Annotated in this window: 14 protein-coding genes and 1 tRNA gene; 8 read left to right on the top strand and 7 right to left on the bottom strand. The window is 62.2% G+C overall.

The features are described from left to right. Positions 1-92: 92 nt before the first annotated feature. Entirely contained in the window at positions 93-2186 is a 2094-nt protein-coding gene (gene recG, locus RBA95_RS07960; RefSeq protein ID WP_306016335.1) for an ATP-dependent DNA helicase RecG, read from the bottom strand. 80 nt (positions 2187-2266) lie between these two features. Between recG and RBA95_RS07955 the strand changes: the two genes are divergently transcribed. Together RBA95_RS07955 and mfd are read left to right on the top strand one after the other, a co-directional pair. Then, complete coding sequence (locus RBA95_RS07955; protein WP_306016334.1) at positions 2267-2590, top strand: succinate dehydrogenase assembly factor 2; 324 nt, start codon at positions 2267-2269, stop codon at positions 2588-2590. Between the two features lie 141 nt (positions 2591-2731). Then, on the top strand, positions 2732-6220 hold the full coding sequence (gene mfd / locus RBA95_RS07950) for a transcription-repair coupling factor (RefSeq protein ID WP_306016333.1): 3489 nt from the start codon (positions 2732-2734) through the stop codon (positions 6218-6220). Here mfd and RBA95_RS07945 read toward each other — a convergent pair. Continuing rightward, positions 6217-7452, bottom strand: coding sequence for a diguanylate cyclase domain-containing protein (locus tag RBA95_RS07945; protein WP_306016332.1), 1236 nt, complete (start codon positions 7450-7452; stop codon positions 6217-6219). The genes mfd and RBA95_RS07945 overlap by 4 nt on opposite strands. A gap of 102 nt (positions 7453-7554) precedes the next feature. On the opposite strand from RBA95_RS07945, the gene RBA95_RS07940 reads away from it, so the two are divergent. The 4 genes from RBA95_RS07940 to RBA95_RS07925 all read left to right on the top strand — a co-directional run bounded on the left by RBA95_RS07940 (position 7555) and on the right by RBA95_RS07925 (position 11154). Next, entirely contained in the window at positions 7555-8703 is a 1149-nt protein-coding gene (locus tag RBA95_RS07940; RefSeq protein ID WP_306016331.1) for a CaiB/BaiF CoA-transferase family protein, read from the top strand. Positions 8704-8791: 88 nt separating this feature from the next. Continuing rightward, positions 8792-9709 carry a YihY/virulence factor BrkB family protein gene (locus tag RBA95_RS07935; protein ID WP_306016330.1) on the top strand — a complete coding sequence of 306 codons (918 nt, stop codon included), beginning with the start codon at positions 8792-8794 and terminating at the stop codon, positions 9707-9709. An 84-nt stretch (positions 9710-9793) separates the two neighbouring features. Continuing rightward, entirely contained in the window at positions 9794-10489 is a 696-nt protein-coding gene (locus tag RBA95_RS07930) for a CoA transferase subunit A (RefSeq protein WP_306016329.1), read from the top strand. A 17-nt stretch (positions 10490-10506) separates the two neighbouring features. Continuing rightward, positions 10507-11154, top strand: coding sequence for a CoA transferase subunit B (locus RBA95_RS07925; protein ID WP_306016328.1), 648 nt, complete (start codon positions 10507-10509; stop codon positions 11152-11154). A gap of 77 nt (positions 11155-11231) precedes the next feature. Here RBA95_RS07925 and RBA95_RS07920 read toward each other — a convergent pair whose 3' ends face one another. From RBA95_RS07920 to RBA95_RS07905, 4 genes are all read right to left on the bottom strand, one after another. Further along, positions 11232-12617 (bottom strand): L-serine ammonia-lyase, encoded by a 1386-nt coding sequence (locus RBA95_RS07920; RefSeq protein ID WP_306016327.1) that lies wholly within the window; start codon positions 12615-12617, stop codon positions 11232-11234. 2 nt (positions 12618-12619) lie between these two features. Continuing rightward, a complete protein-coding gene (locus tag RBA95_RS07915; RefSeq protein ID WP_009800860.1) occupies positions 12620-12886 on the bottom strand; it encodes an Lrp/AsnC ligand binding domain-containing protein in 267 nt (88 codons plus the stop codon). Positions 12887-12905: 19 nt separating this feature from the next. Continuing rightward, entirely contained in the window at positions 12906-13754 is an 849-nt protein-coding gene (kynA, locus tag RBA95_RS07910) for a tryptophan 2,3-dioxygenase (RefSeq protein WP_306016326.1), read from the bottom strand. 105 nt (positions 13755-13859) lie between these two features. Beyond that, positions 13860-14534 carry a fumarylacetoacetate hydrolase family protein gene (locus RBA95_RS07905; RefSeq protein WP_306016325.1) on the bottom strand — a complete coding sequence of 225 codons (675 nt, stop codon included), beginning with the start codon at positions 14532-14534 and terminating at the stop codon, positions 13860-13862. A 126-nt stretch (positions 14535-14660) separates the two neighbouring features. Between RBA95_RS07905 and RBA95_RS07900 the strand changes: the two genes are divergently transcribed. Continuing rightward, positions 14661-15872, top strand: coding sequence for an NAD(P)/FAD-dependent oxidoreductase (locus tag RBA95_RS07900; protein ID WP_306016324.1), 1212 nt, complete (start codon positions 14661-14663; stop codon positions 15870-15872). A 98-nt stretch (positions 15873-15970) separates the two neighbouring features. Here RBA95_RS07900 and RBA95_RS07895 read toward each other — a convergent pair. Then, positions 15971-16058, bottom strand: a tRNA-Ser gene (locus RBA95_RS07895). 194 nt (positions 16059-16252) lie between these two features. Between RBA95_RS07895 and RBA95_RS07890 the strand changes: the two genes are divergently transcribed. Beyond that, complete coding sequence (locus RBA95_RS07890; protein WP_306016323.1) at positions 16253-16846, top strand: septal ring lytic transglycosylase RlpA family protein; 594 nt, start codon at positions 16253-16255, stop codon at positions 16844-16846.

Here is a 16846-nt window from a genome sequence, read left to right as displayed (position 1 = left end):
GAGTTCAGCGCATAGCGCTTGTGACCGAAAACCTGGCCATAAATCGATAATCGAGGTTCTAGCAGAAATTCAGAGGCTTCACCAGCGATATCTCACCCCGACCGCATCAGGCGCACGCCTTCATCGCGTTCGAACAGGTACAGCAGGGTTCTCAGGGCTTCGCCGCGCTCTCCCGCAAACACGTCTTCACGGGCCGTTTCATACTGCGCGGCGTCACTGGCGAGCTCCAAAAGCTCGGCATGCGCGGCCAGATCCGCGATTCGGTAATCGGGCAGGCCGGACTGCTTGAGGCCCAGCGGATCCCCCGAACCGCGCAAGCGCCAGTCTTCCTCGGCGATGACGAAGCCGTCATCGGAATTGCGCATGATCTCGAGACGGGCGCGCGCCGTCTCGCCCAGTTGGCCATGATAAAGCAGGAGACAGGTGGAGGGTTTGTCGCCCCGGCCCACGCGCCCGCGCAGCTGGTGCAACTGGGCGAGACCGAACCGCTCGGAGTGCTCGATCACCATGATGGTGGCGTCCGGCGCGTCCACGCCCACCTCAATCACTGTGGTGGCGACCAGAACATCGATCTCACCTGCCCGGAAATCTTCCGCCGCCTTCTGCTTGTCGCGGGCGGGCATGCGGCCATGCACCAATCCGATCCGCGCATCGGGCAGCATTTCCGACAGCATGTGATGGCGTGCCTCGGCGGCGGCGAGGTCGGAGACGTCACTGTCCTCGACCAGCGGACAGACCCAATAGGCGCGTTCCCCCTTGCCGAGTGCGCGCTTGAGGCCCTGGACGATTTCGTAAAGGCGTTCGCCGGACACCACGCGCGTATCGGGTGGAATACGGCCCGCCGGTTTTTCATCAAGGCGACTGACATCGAGATCACCGAAGGCCGCCAGCGTCAGGGTGCGCGGGATCGGGGTGGCGGACATGGCGAGCACATCCGGCGCACGCCCCTTCATGGTCAGCTTGCGGCGGTCAGAGACGCCGAAGCGATGCTGCTCATCAATCACCACGAAGCCGAGATCGGCGAAGCCTACGCTATCCTGGAACAGGGCATGGGTGCCGCACACGACCTGGGCTTCGCCTGACGCGATCTGCGCCTCGATCGTCTTGCGGGCCTTGCCCTTGTCGCGACCGGTCAGCGCCACCACGCGGACGCCCGCAGGCTCCAAGAGCGCGGTCAGCACCTTGGCGTGCTGCCGCGCGACGATTTCGGTGGGGGCCATGAGCGCGGTCTGTACGCCTGCTTCGGCGGAATGAGCGGCGCAGAGCGCGGCGACAAAAGTCTTGCCCGAGCCCACATCGCCGTGGACCAGCCGCATCATGCGCTGGCTCGAATCCATATCGGTCTTGCATGCCTCGAAGGCGCGCATTTGTGCGCCCGTCGGCGTGAAGGGGGCGTGTTCAAGCACCTTTTTGACGATCGCGCCATCACCCGACAGTGGCCGCCCCTTGCGCGCCTTGCGGTCGCGACGCGCCAGTTTCAGCGCCAGCTGGTGGGCGAACAGCTCATCAAAGGCGAGGCGTTTGCGAACAAGCGCCGCCGGTTCGAGATCAAGGCCCGATTGGGGAGCATGCAGTTCGAGCAGCGCTTCGCGCCAGCCCAGCCAGCCTTCTCGAGCCTTGAGCGGGCCATCAATCCATTCAGGCAGATCGGGCAGGGTGGAGAGGGCCTCACGCATGGCCTTGCGCATGACATTGATCGAAAGCCCGGCGGTCAGCGGATAGACGGGTTGCAGCAGGTCCGCGTCCTCTACCTCCTTGGGGTCAGCGATCAGGTCGGGATGGACGATCTGGATCTCGCTCGCAAAGCGTTCGGCCTTGCCCGACACCAGCCGGGTCGCCCCCTCAGGCAGCATGCGGCGCAGATAGTCGGATTTGGCGTTAAAGAAGATCAGATGCAGCCAACCCGTCTCGTCGCGCATGCGCACCTTGTAAGGCTGCTTCATCGTCGGGCGGGGAATATGCGCCTCCACCTCGGCCTCGATGGTGACCAAAGTCTCTGATCCGGCATCGCCGGCATCGGAGATCGACACCCGGTGCGTGCGGTCCACGAGGCCTGTGGGCGCAGTGAAGACGAGATCCTTCACCCTTGGCCCCGCCACCTTCTCCATCAACGCGGCAAGCCGAGGCCCCACACCCTTGAGCGTGGTCAGGTCAGCAAACAGCGGAAAGAGCGATTGAGGGCGCATTTCGCTAACATCGCCTGTGAACTGGATTCGGGAAAGTCTCGCCCTTCACCCAACCACACCTGCGCGCTATATGCGCTTTCATGAGTGATAATCCGTTTTCTGATCCGAACACGCCGATTGACCCGCAAGACCGCCTGAAGCGGTTGACCTTCCGCGCCTGGCGTCGGGGCTTCAAGGAGGCGGACCTGATCATGGGCCGCTTCGCAGACTCCCGGCTGCACGACCTGTCCCCGGAAGAAGTGGATGAGTTCGAGCGTCTTCTGGATGCGCCCGATACCGAGGTCTATGCCTGGATCTGCGGCACCATCGACACCCCGCCGAACTATGACGGCCCGGTGCTGGATGCACTGAAGGCTTTCGATTTCGAGGCGCTCGCCGATCAGGGCGACGGTCCGTCGAGTTAAAACGCCGCGCCATCCTGACAATAATCAGGTCTCAGTCGGGACGCGGCATGGTCCCGGATTAAATCCGGGATGACGACCTAGACAAGAGACACCCCCCGTCTTTCAGGCGCGGGGGCGAAACCCTATTGAGGACGCCTCGCCGTGGATGACTTCAAAACCCTGGCCCAATCTGACAGCTCCCTGACCGTTTGCGGCGCGCCGGAAGGGTTTGACGCGCTGATCTTCTGCGACGCCTTGCGCGCGCGCGGCGGGGTGGGGCTCTACATCGCCACGGATGAGGCGCGCGCCAGCGCCTTTGCGGCGGCGGCGCGCTTTTTCGCGCCCGATCTCGATCAGCTGCGCCTTCTGGGCTGGGATTGCCAGCCCTATGACCGGATAAGCCCCAGCCCGCGTACGGCGGCGCGCCGGGCCGGAGCCCTGCATGCCCTGGCGCAGCGCGACAGCTCAGACAAAAGCCCGCTTCTGGTCATATCCACCGTCTCCGGGGTGATCCAGCGCTGCGCGCCGAAGGCCGCGCTGTCTGGCGGCGGGTTGAGCGCAACGCCCGGCGGCGTGCTCGATTCCGAAGTGCTCAAACAGCACCTGGCGGAAAACGGCTATGTGCGCACCGCCACGGTTACCGAACGGGGCGACTATGCGGTGCGCGGCGGCGTGATCGACGTCTTCCCGGCGGACGCGGAAGAACCGGTCCGGCTCGATTTCTTCGGTGATGTGCTGGAGACCGTCCGCGCTTTTGACCCGGAAACCCAACGCACGACGGCCCAGCTCAAATCGGTGAGCTTTTCGCCGGTCAGCGAAATCGTTCTCAATGCCGAGGCGATCTCGCGTTTCCGGTCCGGCTTCCTGAAGCATTTCGGCGCGGTAGGGTCCGGTGATCCGATCTATGACTCTGTTAGCGCGGGGGCGCGCCCGACCGGCGCCGAACATTGGCTGCCGCTGTTTCATGAGCGGCTCGACACCGTTTTTGACTATATCGGCGAGGGCGCTCTGGTGGGTCTTGACCCGCTCGCCAAGGATGCGCTGGACGAACGGCTGGACCAGATCCGGGACTATTACGAGGCGCGGCAACTGGCGGCAAAGTCAGGAGCCGGGGCCATGGGCGCGCCGGCCTATCGCGCCTTGCCGCCCCAATCGCTTTATCTGGATGAAGACGAGTGGACGAACCAGCTCGGCCAGCGCGCCACGCGTCGTTTCACCGCCTTTCAGGAAGCCGGCGACGATGTCGTCGACATGGGCGGCAAACAGGGGCGCAGTTTCGCCGCGGAACGTCAGGCCGATCAGAATGTCTTCGAGGCGGCCAGCAAGCACGCTGTCGCCCTGCGCTCGTCGGGCAAACGCGTCCTGTTCGCCAGCTGGTCCGAAGGCGCCTCGGACCGTCTCGCCAGCGTCCTGGGCGATCATGGGCTGAAGCCCATCATGGCGGCCGATGACTGGCGCGCCGCCAACAAGACGAGCGGACAGACCATTTCTCGCGTCGTTCTGCCGCTGGAGCATGGGTTTGAAACGCCGGACTTCGCCGTCATCGCGGAACAGGATGTGCTGGGCGACCGGCTGGCCCGGCCACGCCGACGCAAGAAATCCGCAGATGTCATCGCCGAGGCCGGCGCGCTGACGCCGGGCGATCTTGTGGTCCACGCCGATCATGGTCTGGGACGCTATCTGGGCCTGAAAACCCTGTCGGTCGGCGAAGCGCCGCATGATTGTCTGGAGCTTGAATACGCAGGCGAGAGCAAGCTCTACCTGCCGGTCGAGAATATCGAGCTTCTGTCGCGCTATGGCCAGGACAGCGAGACCGCCCAGCTGGACCGTCTGGGCGCGGGCGCGTGGCAGGCTCGTAAGGCCAAGGCCAAGCAGCGCCTTCGGGACATGGCCGATCAGCTGATCAAGATCGCCGCCGCCCGCAATTCGCGCGACGCCGAGATCATCACACCGCCGAGCGGGCTCTATGACGAGTTCGCGGCGCGTTTCCCCTATGTGGAGACCGATGATCAGCTCAACGCCATCGACGATGTCTTCTCCGACTTCGCCAAGGGCCGCCCGATGGACCGGCTGATCTGTGGCGATGTGGGCTTTGGAAAGACCGAAGTCGCGCTGCGCGCCGCTTTCGTCGCCGCCATGAGCGGCCGTCAGGTGGCTGTCGTCGCGCCGACAACGCTGCTGGCGCGTCAGCACTTCAAGACCTTTCAGGAGCGATTCAAGGGCTGGCCCGTGAAAGTGCGGCAGCTGTCGCGCCTGGTCTCGTCCAAGGACGCCACCGCGACCCGCAAGGAGATCGCGGAGGGAACGTGCGAGATCGTCATCGGCACCCACGCCTTGCTGGCGAAGACCGTGAAGTTCGCCGATCTCGGCCTGCTGGTGATCGACGAGGAGCAACGCTTCGGGGTCAAGCACAAGGAGCGTCTCAAAGAGCTCAAGACCGATGTCCACGTCCTGACGCTGACCGCAACGCCCATTCCGCGGACGCTTCAGCTTTCCATGGCGGGCATCCGGGATTTGTCGATCATCGCCACGCCGCCTGTCGACCGACTGGCCGTGCGCACCTATGTGACGCCCTTCGACAATGTCACCGTGCGCGAAGCGCTGTTGCGTGAACGCTATCGCGGCGGGCAGAGCTATTATGTGGCCCCGCGGATATCTGACCTCGAAGATATCGCCAGCTTCCTGCGCGAGCAGGTTCCGGAAGTCAGCTTCGTCATCGCTCATGGCCAGATGGCGGGCGGGCAGCTCGAAGACATCATGACCGCCTTCTATGAGGGCCGGTATGATGTGCTGGTCTCCACCACCATCGTGGAATCCGGCATCGACATTCCCACGGCCAACACGATGATCATCCACCGCGCCGACATGTTCGGCCTGGCGCCGCTCTACCAGCTGCGCGGCCGGGTGGGCCGGGCCAAGGCGCGCGCCTATGCCTATCTGACAACGCCCGCAAACCAGAAGCTCACTGCGACCGCCGACAAGCGGCTCAAGATCCTGCAATCGCTCGACAGCCTCGGCGCCGGTTTCACCCTGGCCAGTCACGATCTCGACCTGCGCGGGGGCGGTAACCTTCTGGGCGAGGAGCAATCGGGTCACATCAAGGATGTGGGCGTCGAGCTGTACCAGTCCATGCTGGAAGAAGCGGTGGCGAGCCTCCAGGGTGATATGAGCCTGGAAGAACGCGACTGGTCGCCGGCCATCAATGTGGGCGCAGCGGTTCTGATCCCCGAAGACTATGTGCCGGATCTGGATGTGCGCATGGCGCTCTATCGCCGCTTGTCTTCGCTCGACACCAAACAGGAACGCGAAGGCTTCGCCGCCGAACTGATCGACCGCTTCGGCAAACTGCCCGACGAAGTTGAGAGCCTGCTTCAGGTTGTTGCGCTTAAGGCCCTGTGCAAGCGGGCTAATGTCGCCAAGCTCGACGCAGGACCGAAAGGCGCGGTTGCGACTTTCCGCGAGCACGGCTTCGGCGATCCGGCGGCCTTGGTGGAGCTGATGACCAAGCGTCCCGCCGATTACAAACTGCGGCCTGACAACACGCTGGTGCTCAAGGGCGATTTCCCCGAGCCGATGGATCGCTTGAAAGGCGCGCTGCGGCTGCTGGCGCCCGTGGCGGACGCCGCACGGCGAGCCAAGGAAGCGGCCTAGCCGGTTTTTACAGAATCGAACGGCAAGACATTCGAGTTGCGCACCATCTGCTCGATGAGGGCGTCGGCGCTGGCTTCACCGGCGGCGTCCTCGATCGAGGGGGTCAGCTCCAGACGGAAGGGCTTGAGCGGATCCACACCTTCATAAGCCGTGCACTCTGCAATCGCTGAAACACGGTTGGAGACCATTTTCGCTTCCGACTGAGGCGTGTTGGGCAGGGCGATCAGGAACCGGTCCTGGGCCAGGCGTACGACGAAGTCCTCGGCGCGGACGCAATGACGCAGCATGCCAGCGAACTGGTTCGTCGCCTTTGAGAATCCGGTCGCTCCGGCTTCCTGTGGCGCACTGACGCCGAGCATGATCAGACTGAGCGATTCAAGGCGCGCGGCGGCATGGTCCAGAAGGCTCTGCAGGTGCACACGCCCGAATTTCTCATTGTAGAGGTCTGACTCAGAATCCAGCAGGCTGGGTAGGCGACAAGCTTCAAGCCGCGCCTTGGCCAGACGCCGTCGGCGGCGTTCGGACGCCAGCGCCATGACCCGGTCCCGCATCTCATCATTGCTGGCATTGTCAGACAGAATGTCGGATGCGCCCCGCGCGAACGCTTCATCAGCGCCGGCATAGTCGGTGTCCGCCGTCAACAAGATGGCGGGCGTATGATAGAGCCGCGTATTGCGGCGCATGGCCGAACACACGGTATGGGCCAGGCCAGCGTCCGGACGGGTATTGAGGATCACCGCGTCGAATGTGCGCTCATGAAGATAATCAAACGCGTTGAAGGTCGAGAAGGCGGCGATGGTCTGGATGCCGGCGCGCGACATCGCAAACTGAAGCCGCATGAAAGACGGGCCCGGCGCGCCAACGAACAGAACCGTGGACTCTTCTTGATTGAGCGGCACCGGAGCGGGCTGGTAACCGGCCTCCTGAGCGCTTTTCAGGCGCAGTTGAGCGGTGTGTTCGAGGACCTTGAGCCGGGACAGGGCGCGCAGGCGTGATGCGATCTGGATCGGATGCGCATTGTCCGGCAAGCACACATCGGCTTCGTCTGCTCCAGAACCGCCGACCGACAGATGCAGCATGTCCGCAGCCAGCCCGTCCTTGATCGGATCAAAACTGATAACGGCCTCACAGCCCGGTTCTATGTGACGCGCGACCTGAAACCCCATTTGAGCCAATTGCTCAGCGGTTTCCTGCGCCCTGGCGTCATCGCCCATGACTGCAATGGAAAACATCCGCCCCGTCTGCCCCCCTTGACCCGAGGCGACAAGATTGTGTCGTTCTGAGTTCAGTGTCAAAACTTTGATTCCTAGAAATGTTCACAAAGCGATTTGCTCATGCCGACCGATACGAAAGCACAAGGCCCTTTGCGTGGCGTTAAAGTCCTGGAATTTGTCGGACTGGGGCCTGCCCCCTTCTGCGCCATGCTGCTCAGCGACCTTGGAGCGGAAGTCATTCGCATTGATCGCCCCCATGCCGGCGGAGGCGGCCCGGCCGAGGTGCTGGCTCGCGGACGACGCTCCGCCGCCTTCAATCTCAAGAGCAAAAGCGCGGTGAAGGCCTGCCTGAAACTCATGGAAAGCGCCCATATCGTGCTTGAAGGCTACCGTCCCGGCGTCATGGAGCGCCTGGGGCTGGGCCCTGATGAGGCCTTCAAGGCCAATCCGGCGCTGGTCTATGGCCGCATGACGGGCTGGGGCCAGTTCGGACCGCTGGCGCATTCCGCCGGCCATGACCTCAACTACATCGCCCTGACGGGGGCGCTCGACGCCATTGGCCCCAAAGAAAAGCCGGTCCCGCCCGTCAATGTGGTCGGAGATTTCGGTGGGGGCTCCATGTATCTGGCCGTCGGCGTTCTGGCGGCCTTGCACCATGCCCGCAGCTCGGGTGAAGGCCAGGTGGTGGATGCGGCGATCGTCGATGGCGCAGCGCATCTCATGGGCGCTGTACATCAGCTTGATGCGATCGGCATGTGGAGCCAGCCGCGGGGAGAGAACCTGCTCGATGGCGGCGCGCCTTTCTATGACACCTATCGCTGTGCAGACGGGGCGTTCGTCTCCATCGGGGCGCTTGAAGCGGAATTCTTCCAGCTGCTGATCGACAAGCTGGGCCTGTCCGATCACCCTGCCATGCAGGCGCAATATGACGCCAAGACCTGGCCGGACATGCGCAAGGCGTTTGAAGAAACCTTCGCGGCGCACCCCCAGTCTCACTGGTGCGACATCCTCGATGGCACCGATGCGTGCTTCGCCCCGGTGCTGGACACGAAAGACGCCGCCGAAAACCCGCATATGAAGGAGAGGGGGGTCTTCGTGGATGTGGAGGGTGTGCGGCAGGCGGCGCCCGCGCCCCGGTTTTCCCGCACGCCCGGCGCCATCCAGAGCATTGCGCCCACGCCCGGCCAGCATACCGATGACGTGCTTCAGGACTGGGGCTTTTCAGATGCGGAGATCGCAAGCCTGAAAAACGACGGGGCTTTAGGCTGACAGGCTTGACCATTCAGGGTTAAACAAGCGCGACTCTCTGGGCGACTGGCGTCAGAGAACTCGTTTCGAGGTTTGAACGCTGCGCTCCATGTCGCTGATCAAGTTGAAATCCCTGATCCGTCGCGCCTGGGACATACCCGCGCTGAAAGTCGTCGTGCGGGCGGTCGACCGCATGATGGCGCGCGAGGTCATGCTGTTTGCCGGGGGCGCTGGCTTTTTCGGCCTGCTCGCTCTGGTCCCCGCCGTCCTTGTGGCCGCGTCGGTTTACGGTCTGCTGTTTTCAGAAGATGACGCCCTGAACCAGGTGGCGCGCCTGCAGGTGACCGAGGTCCTGCCGCCATCGGCGCACAGCTTCCTGACCAATCAGCTGTCACAGCTGGCGGGATCGTCCAACACCTCTCTGACGGTCCAGGGCGTGCTGGCGCTGTTTATCGCCTGGTTCGCCGCCGCCCGGGGCGCAAAAGCGATCATCGCCGGCCTCAACCAGATCGCGCGACGGGGCGATCTGCGCAACATCCTGCACTTCAATCTGCTGGCCATGGGCGCGGTGATCGCAGGCGGCGCACTACTCGTGATGGCCAATCTCGCCATCCTGACCATCCCGAACATGATCCGCCCGGCCTTGCGGATGCTCGGCAGTGATGCAGCCGATTTCGGGGCCAGTCTGATCAATGAATGGTCGATCTCCTATATCGCCATGATCACGGCGCTGGCGCTGCTGTATCGCTTTGTGATGCAGCGCGCTGGCGAGACCAGCTGGACCGCTTCACTGATCGGAGCAACGACAGCAGCCTCGATCTGGCTGGTCGCTTCCAAGGGGTTCACGCTCTATGTGGCGACAATCGTCAATCCCAGCACATATGGCCCGCTGGGCACGCTGATCGTGTTTCTGTTATGGGTCTACTGGACCTCCTATGCGGTCTTTTTCGGAGGCGCGCTTGGCGTCGAGATTGACCGTCACCGGGGCGAAGCGCATGAAAGCCAGAAGCCTCCGACAACCGAATAGGGGCTGGTTTTCGGCTACGAAGCGGCTATAAACCGGACCAAATTAAACGAGCGTTGAAATTTTCGCAGGGAAGGAGACGGCGCAGTGGCGGACAAAGTCTACCCAGACGCAAAGACAGCCCTAGACGGGCTCACTTTTGACGGCATGACCGTAATGGCGGGCGGCTTCGGGCTGTGCGGCATTCCGGAGAACCTGATCACCGCGCTGCGCGACAGTGGCGCCAAGGATCTCACGTTCATCTCCAACAATGCCGGCGTTGATGATTTCGGCCTCGGCCTGCTGCTGCAGACCCGCCAAATCAAGAAGATGGTCTCCTCCTATGTGGGCGAGAACAAGACCTTCGAAAAACAGTATCTGAACGGCGAGCTGGAGCTGGAATTCAATCCCCAGGGCACGCTGGCCGAGCGCATCCGCGCTGGCGGCGCCGGCATTCCGGGCTTCTACACCAAGACTGGCGTGGGCACGCTGGTGGCGGAAGGCAAGGAGCACAAGGACTTCAACGGCGAGACCTACATCATGGAGACCGGTCTGGTCGCGGATGTGTCCATCGTGAAGGCTTGGAAAGCGGACAAGGCGGGCAATCTCGTTTTCCGCAAGACCGCGCGCAACTTCAACCCGATGATGGCGACCGCCGGCAAGGTAACCATCGCCGAGGTCGAGGAAATCGTAGAGAACGGCGAGCTTGACGCCGATCACATCCACACGCCGGGCATTTTCGTTCAGCGCCTTGTCCAGGGCACGTTCGAAAAACGCATCGAGCAACGCACTGTGCGCGCCTAAGCGGGAGGATCAGAAATATGGCTTGGACCAGAGAACAACTGGCTGAACGCGCGGCGAAAGAGCTGCAGGACGGCTTCTATGTGAACCTTGGCATCGGCATCCCGACGCTGGTGGCGAACCACATTCCCGATGGCATGGACGTCACCCTGCAGTCAGAAAACGGCATGCTGGGCATGGGTCCGTTCCCCACCGAGGACGAGGTGGACGCCGATCTGATCAATGCCGGCAAGCAGACCATCACCGAGCTTGATAAGACGAGCTATTTCAGCTCGGCGGACAGCTTTGCGATGATCCGCGGCGGCCATATCAACCTGTCCATTCTGGGCGCGATGGAAGTGTCGGAAAACGGCGACATCGCGAACTGGATGATCCCGGGCAAGATGGTCAAGGGCATGGGCGGCGCGATGGATCTCGTCGCGGGCGTGCAGCGCGTTGTGGTGATCATGGATCACACCAACAAGGCGGGCGAGAGCAAGCTTCTGAAGGAGTGCTCGCTGCCGCTGACCGGCAAGGCCTGCGTGGACCGCGTCATCACCACGCTGGGCGTGTTCGACGTCGTCGAAGACGGCCTCAAGCTCGTTGAGCTCGCAGACGGCGTGACCCTTGATGAGGTCGCCGAGAAGACCGAAGCCAAGTACACGGTGGCAGAGGGCCTCGCCGCATAAGCGACGAGCCTGAAAGCGCATACAAAAAACCCCGGAGCCTGTGCTCCGGGGTTTGTTTTTTGTTGGCTATGCAGTGCTCAACACACCGGCACATTCACCGCGAGACCCCCGGTGGAGGTCTCCTTGTACTTGTCATTCATGTCCGCTGCGGTCTGGGCCATGGTCTCGATCACCTGGTCCAGTGACACCTTGTAATCCGCGTCCTGGCTCATCAACGCGAGCCGGGCGGCGTTGATCGCCTTGATCGCGCCAATAGCGTTGCGTTCGATGCAGGGGATTTGCACCAGACCGCCCACCGGATCGCAAGTAAGGCCCAGATTGTGCTCCATGGCGATCTCCGCGGCGTTCTCGATCTGACGGTTCGTGCCGCCCAGCGCCGCGGCCAGACCGCCCGCCGCCATGGAACAGGCGACGCCCACTTCACCTTGGCAGCCCGCTTCGGCGCCCGAAATGGACGCGTTCTGCTTGTAGAGCGCGCCAATGGCGGCGGAGGTCAGGAAGAAACGCGCAATCGCGTCGGGATCATTGGAGCGGCGGTGGTGGCGGTCGTAATAGCGCAGCACCGCCGGGATGATGCCAGCCGCGCCATTGGTCGGGGCCGTGACGACCTTGCCGCCGGCTGCATTCTCTTCGTTGACGGCCATGGCCCACAGATTGACCCATTCCATGGAGGCGAGGGGATCGGTTTCCGCTCTTGCTGCTTCAGCCATCAATTTCTCGCGCATGACGGGCGCACGGCGCTTGACGTTCAGCCCGCCCGGCAATTCACCGCGCTGACCGAGACCGCGATCAATGCACGCCTCCATCGTCTGTGTGACCTGGCCGATCCAGTCACGGACCTCGGCTTCTTCTCGAAAAGTGGTTTCGTTGGCCATCATCAGCTCGGGGATTGAAAGCCCCTCGCGATCACAAATCTCCAAAAGCTCATCACAGGAATTGAACGGATAGGGCTCACCCTTGAGCGCTTCTGCCGCTGAGTTGCGGCCAGCCTCGGCTTCGTCAATGACGAAACCGCCACCGATGGAGTACCAGACCTCTTCACGCAGGACTTCACCTTCCTTGTCAAAGGCAATGAATTTCATGGCATTTGAATGGAAAGGAAGGCGTTTTTCGCCGCGGAACAGCAGATCGTGTTCACGATCAAAAGCGATCTCATGCGTATCCAGTAATCGGATGGTTTTATCGCTCAGGATGCGGTCAATGCGGGCAGGCAAGACATCAGGATCCGCGCCCTCTGGCGTCACGCCTTCCAGCCCCCACAGGATCGCCTTGTCGGTGGCGTGACCGGACCCGGTCAAAGCCAGTGAGCCATAGGCTTCCGCCTGAACCCGAGCGACCTTGTCCAGGCCATGCTCGTCTTCTACGCGCTCCAGGAACAGGCGCGCAGCCTTCATCGGCCCCACAGTATGAGAACTGGAAGGACCTACGCCGATCTTGAACAGGTCGAAAACGCCAAAATGCATGATTAATCGAGCCCTTGTCCGCGATCCGGCGTAAAGGCGTTGAAACAGATCAGTGTCTGCGTGTCCTTGACGCCCGAGATGGTTTGAACCGACTTGTTCACAAAGCGTCCGATATCGGCATCGTCTTCCACGGCGAATTGCGCCAGCAGATCAAATTCGCCGGACACCGAATGCACCTGGCGCGTTTCGCTGACCGTATCCACGATCGCGGAAGCCACGTCATAGGTGCGACCCAGCTCGCATTTGATGAAGATGTAAAAGCTGCGCATGAGTGCCTCCCGGGGCTGATCAGAGTTGGGTGCGGACGGTCCAAAGTTCGGGGAAAAGGCGCAGATCGAGCGCCTTGACGAGATAACTCACACCGCCAGAACCGCCTGTGCCCCGACGGAAGCCGATGATGCGTTCAACGGTTTTCATGTGATTGAAGCGCCATTGCTGGAACTTCTGCTCGAGATCGACCAGCTTCTCGGCGAATTCATACAGCTCCCACCAACGCGTCGTATCCAGATAGACCTCGCGCCACATGGCTTCGATATCGGCAGACGGCTCGTACGATTGCGACCAGTCCCGATCAAGAAGCTGGTCGGGCACTTTTGCGCCCTGGCGCGCGGCGAGTTTCAGGGTCTCGTCATAGAGCGAGGGCGCGTTGAGCGCGGCGGTGACCGCTGCATGGGCTTCAGGTTCATTCGAGAAGACCCGGGCAAGCGCGGCGTTCTTGTTGCCCAGACGATATTCAAGGATGCGGTATTGATGGCTCTGAAAGCCCGAGCTTTGCCCCAGCGCATCCCGGAATTTCAGATAATCAGCGGGCGTCATGGTGGAGAGCACCGACCAGGACTGAGTGAGCTGTTCCTGAATACGCGCGATCCGGGCCAGCATTTTCATCGCCGGGCGCACTTCATCATTCTGCAAATGGGTGAGGGCGCCATCCAGCTCATGAAGGCAGAGCTTGAGCCAGAGCTCGGACGCCTGATGGATGATGATGAACATCATCTCGTCATGCTGGTCGGTCAGCGGCGACTGGGCGCTGAGCACCTGATCCAGTCCCAGATAGCGGCCATAGGACAGGCCGTCATCGGGGTCCCAGTGGATGTCCTCGCCCTTGAGATCAACCGAGGTCTTGAAGTGATCGCTCATGTCCTGTCCCTTTCACGCGCCCCGCATGTAGACAGGACGAGCCAGACGGGCAAGCCGCTGCGGCTCTCTTCGCCACAGCCGCATTTGCGCACCTGAAAGCGCAAGCTAGATAAGCGTGAAACGCAGGGGCGGAAGATTTGAAACGATCGCCTCGACCCGATCACCCGACACAACCGGGCCGACGCCAGCGGGCGTGCCGGTGTAGATCAGATCACCAGGCTCCAGTCGGAATAGGGTGGACAGGTGAGACACGACTTCCGCGCTGGACCAGATCATCTGGTTCAGATCGCCTGACTGCCGCGTTTCGCCGTTGACGCTCAGGCTGATCTCTCCGCTCTCTGGAGATTGTCCGGGACGGATCAGCCCGATCGGCGCAGACTGGTCGAAACCCTTGGAGGCGTCCCATGGACGCCCCGTTTTCTTGGCCTCCGCCTGAAGGTCCCTGCGCGTCAGGTCAACGCCGACCGCTGCGCCATAGATCAGCATCTTGGCGCGTTCCGGGCTCAGATCGGATCCGCCAGCGCCCAGGGCAAGCACCAGTTCAACCTCATGATGAAGATCCTGGGTCGCCGGCGGATAGGCAACCTCCGGCCGGGTGGCGACGGCGTCCCGCGGCTTGGAGAAGAAGAACGGCGCCTCTCGATCGGGGTCCGCGCCCATCTCGCGCGCATGGTCGGCATAGTTGCGCCCGACACAGTAGATCCGTCGGACTGGAAACTGACCGCCGCCTTCCACCGGCACCATTGTTTCAACCGGCGGGTTGATCACATAAGCGGTCATGACGAGGCTCCTTCACGTCGGGATTCGCTGCCAGTTTAAGCAGGCCGCGCTTGCGTGGAAATGCAGGCTATCCTTATACGCTGCTGGCGCACATATCGTTCCGCCTTTCACCTGACCGGACGCTCGATGACTTCCAAGCCCCAATCTTATGACGCCGTGGTTCTGGGCGGCGGCGCGGCCGGATTGTTCTACGCGGTCCAGGCGGGCGCCTTGGGGCTCTCTGTGCTGGTTCTCGATCATGCCTCGAAGCCGGCCGAGAAAATCCGGATTTCCGGCGGCGGTCGGTGCAACTTCACCAATCTGGGCACACAGGCCAGCTGCTTTCTGTCGAACAACCCGCATTTCGCCAAGTCAGCGCTGGCGCGTTACACGCCGACCGATTTTCTCAACCTGATGGAACGCCATGGCCTGAGCTGGCATGAGAAAACGCTCGGCCAGCTGTTTTGCGACCAGAAATCCGGCGCGATCATCCAGATGCTGCTCGACGAGATGAAAGCGGTAGGCGCGGTGCTCAAGCTGAACACCGAGATCGTCTCGGTTCGTCATGGCGACGGGCGTTTCCAGATCAGCACATCGATCGGCGACATAGACAGCGACAGGCTGATCGTCGCGACAGGCGGGCTGTCCATCCCCAAGATCGGGGCGAGCGGATTGGCTTATGATCTCGCGCGCCAATTCGGCCATGATGTGATCACGCCCGAACCGGCGCTCGTTCCGCTGACCTTCGAGGGTGCGGTCAAGGATCAATTCGCGAGCCTGTCAGGCGTCGCCGCGCCCGTAATGGCCCAAGCCGGGCAGGGCCGGTTTGAAGAAGCCATGCTTTTCACGCACCGGGGCTTGTCTGGGCCGGCGATCTTGCAGGTTTCGTCCTATTGGTCGCCCGGACAGGAAATCGGCATCGACTTGTTTGCGGGCCAGTCTGGCGCAGACCAGCTCAAGGCGCTCAAACGCGAAATGCCCATGAAATCTCTGGCCAAAGCGTTGGAAACGCTTCTTCCCAAACGCTTGATCGACCATCTGTCAGGCACAGGGCTACTGCCAGACTGGTCCAGGCTCGCAGATGTGTCTCACGCAGATCTTGAGGCCCTGGCGCAGACTCTGTCGCACTGGCGACTGAAACCAGCAGGCACCGAGGGCTGGCGCACCGCCGAGGTGACGCGAGGCGGCGTGGACACGGCGGGCTTGTCATCAAAAACCATGGAAAGCCGGACCGTGCCGAGCCTGTATTTCATCGGCGAATGCGTGGATGTCACGGGCTGGCTAGGCGGATACAATTTTCAATGGGCGTGGGCGAGCGCATACGCCGCTGCGCAGGCCAGCTTTAAGAGCCAGTACTAGACCCTCTCACCGATCTTCTCATGGGACCGGTCTCTTTCAAGCGCCCAGGCATGCTGGGCGATAGAGCTTGAGCACGATTTGAAGAGTTGAAGGGCTGGTGGCGGAGGGGGAGGGATTCGAACCCCCGGAACCTCGCGGCTCAACGGTTTTCAAGACCGCCGCAATCGACCACTCTGCCACCCCTCCGTCGGTTTCGTGTTTAGCCCGGACACAGGCCAGCACACAAGCACGCCCCGCTTATGCCTTGCAGTTACCGTCCGCTTTCGAGCTGGATTTCCAAGCTGGCGCTTTGGGCCGTGCTGCAGCCATGCCGCCTGCAGCGCGCACTTTCGCCACACTCGGCATGAATTAGACTGACTATAGCGAACCAGGGTCCGTTCATGCCGTTCACCAAACCGCTCCTGTTACAGACAGGTCTCGCCCTTCTGAGCGGCTTCGTGCTGGTCAGCTGCTCCGGGCAGCCGCCTCAGCAACCCAGGCTGAACCCTCAGCCGACCAGTGTGAGGCCAGCCGCGACACCACCTGTTTTCATCCCTGATGCAGACGCGCCCAGAAGCGTGGAGACCGGGCTCGCCAGCTGGTACGGTCCGGGGTTTGAAGGTCGCCAGACCGCCAATGGCGAAATCTTTGACTCCGCCGAGCTGACCGCCGCGCATCGCACCATGCGTCTACCCAGCCGGGCTCGTGTCACGCGCCTGGATACCGGAGACAGCATCATCGTCCGCGTCAACGATCGCGGCCCCTACATTGATGGTCGCCTGATCGATCTCAGCCATGCCGCCGCCGAGGCCTTGGGCTTTACAGATGACGGCCTGATCGAGGTCCGAGTGGAGGGCCTGGGGCCGGCGGACCCGCGAGACCGCGCAGCGCCGCCTGTCTTCTTCGACCCGGATACGGGACCGCCTGGCGCGCATACGCCGTCTTTCTCGCAAAATCTGGACGCCACGCTTCAGCCCAGTTCCGATGAGGGCTAG

Origin of the sequence: Oceanicaulis sp. MMSF_3324 (assembly GCF_030733545.1) — a bacterium.
In the GTDB taxonomy this organism is placed as follows: Bacteria; Pseudomonadota; Alphaproteobacteria; order Caulobacterales; family Maricaulaceae; genus Oceanicaulis.
This window is presented reverse-complemented; position numbering and strand designations above follow the sequence as displayed.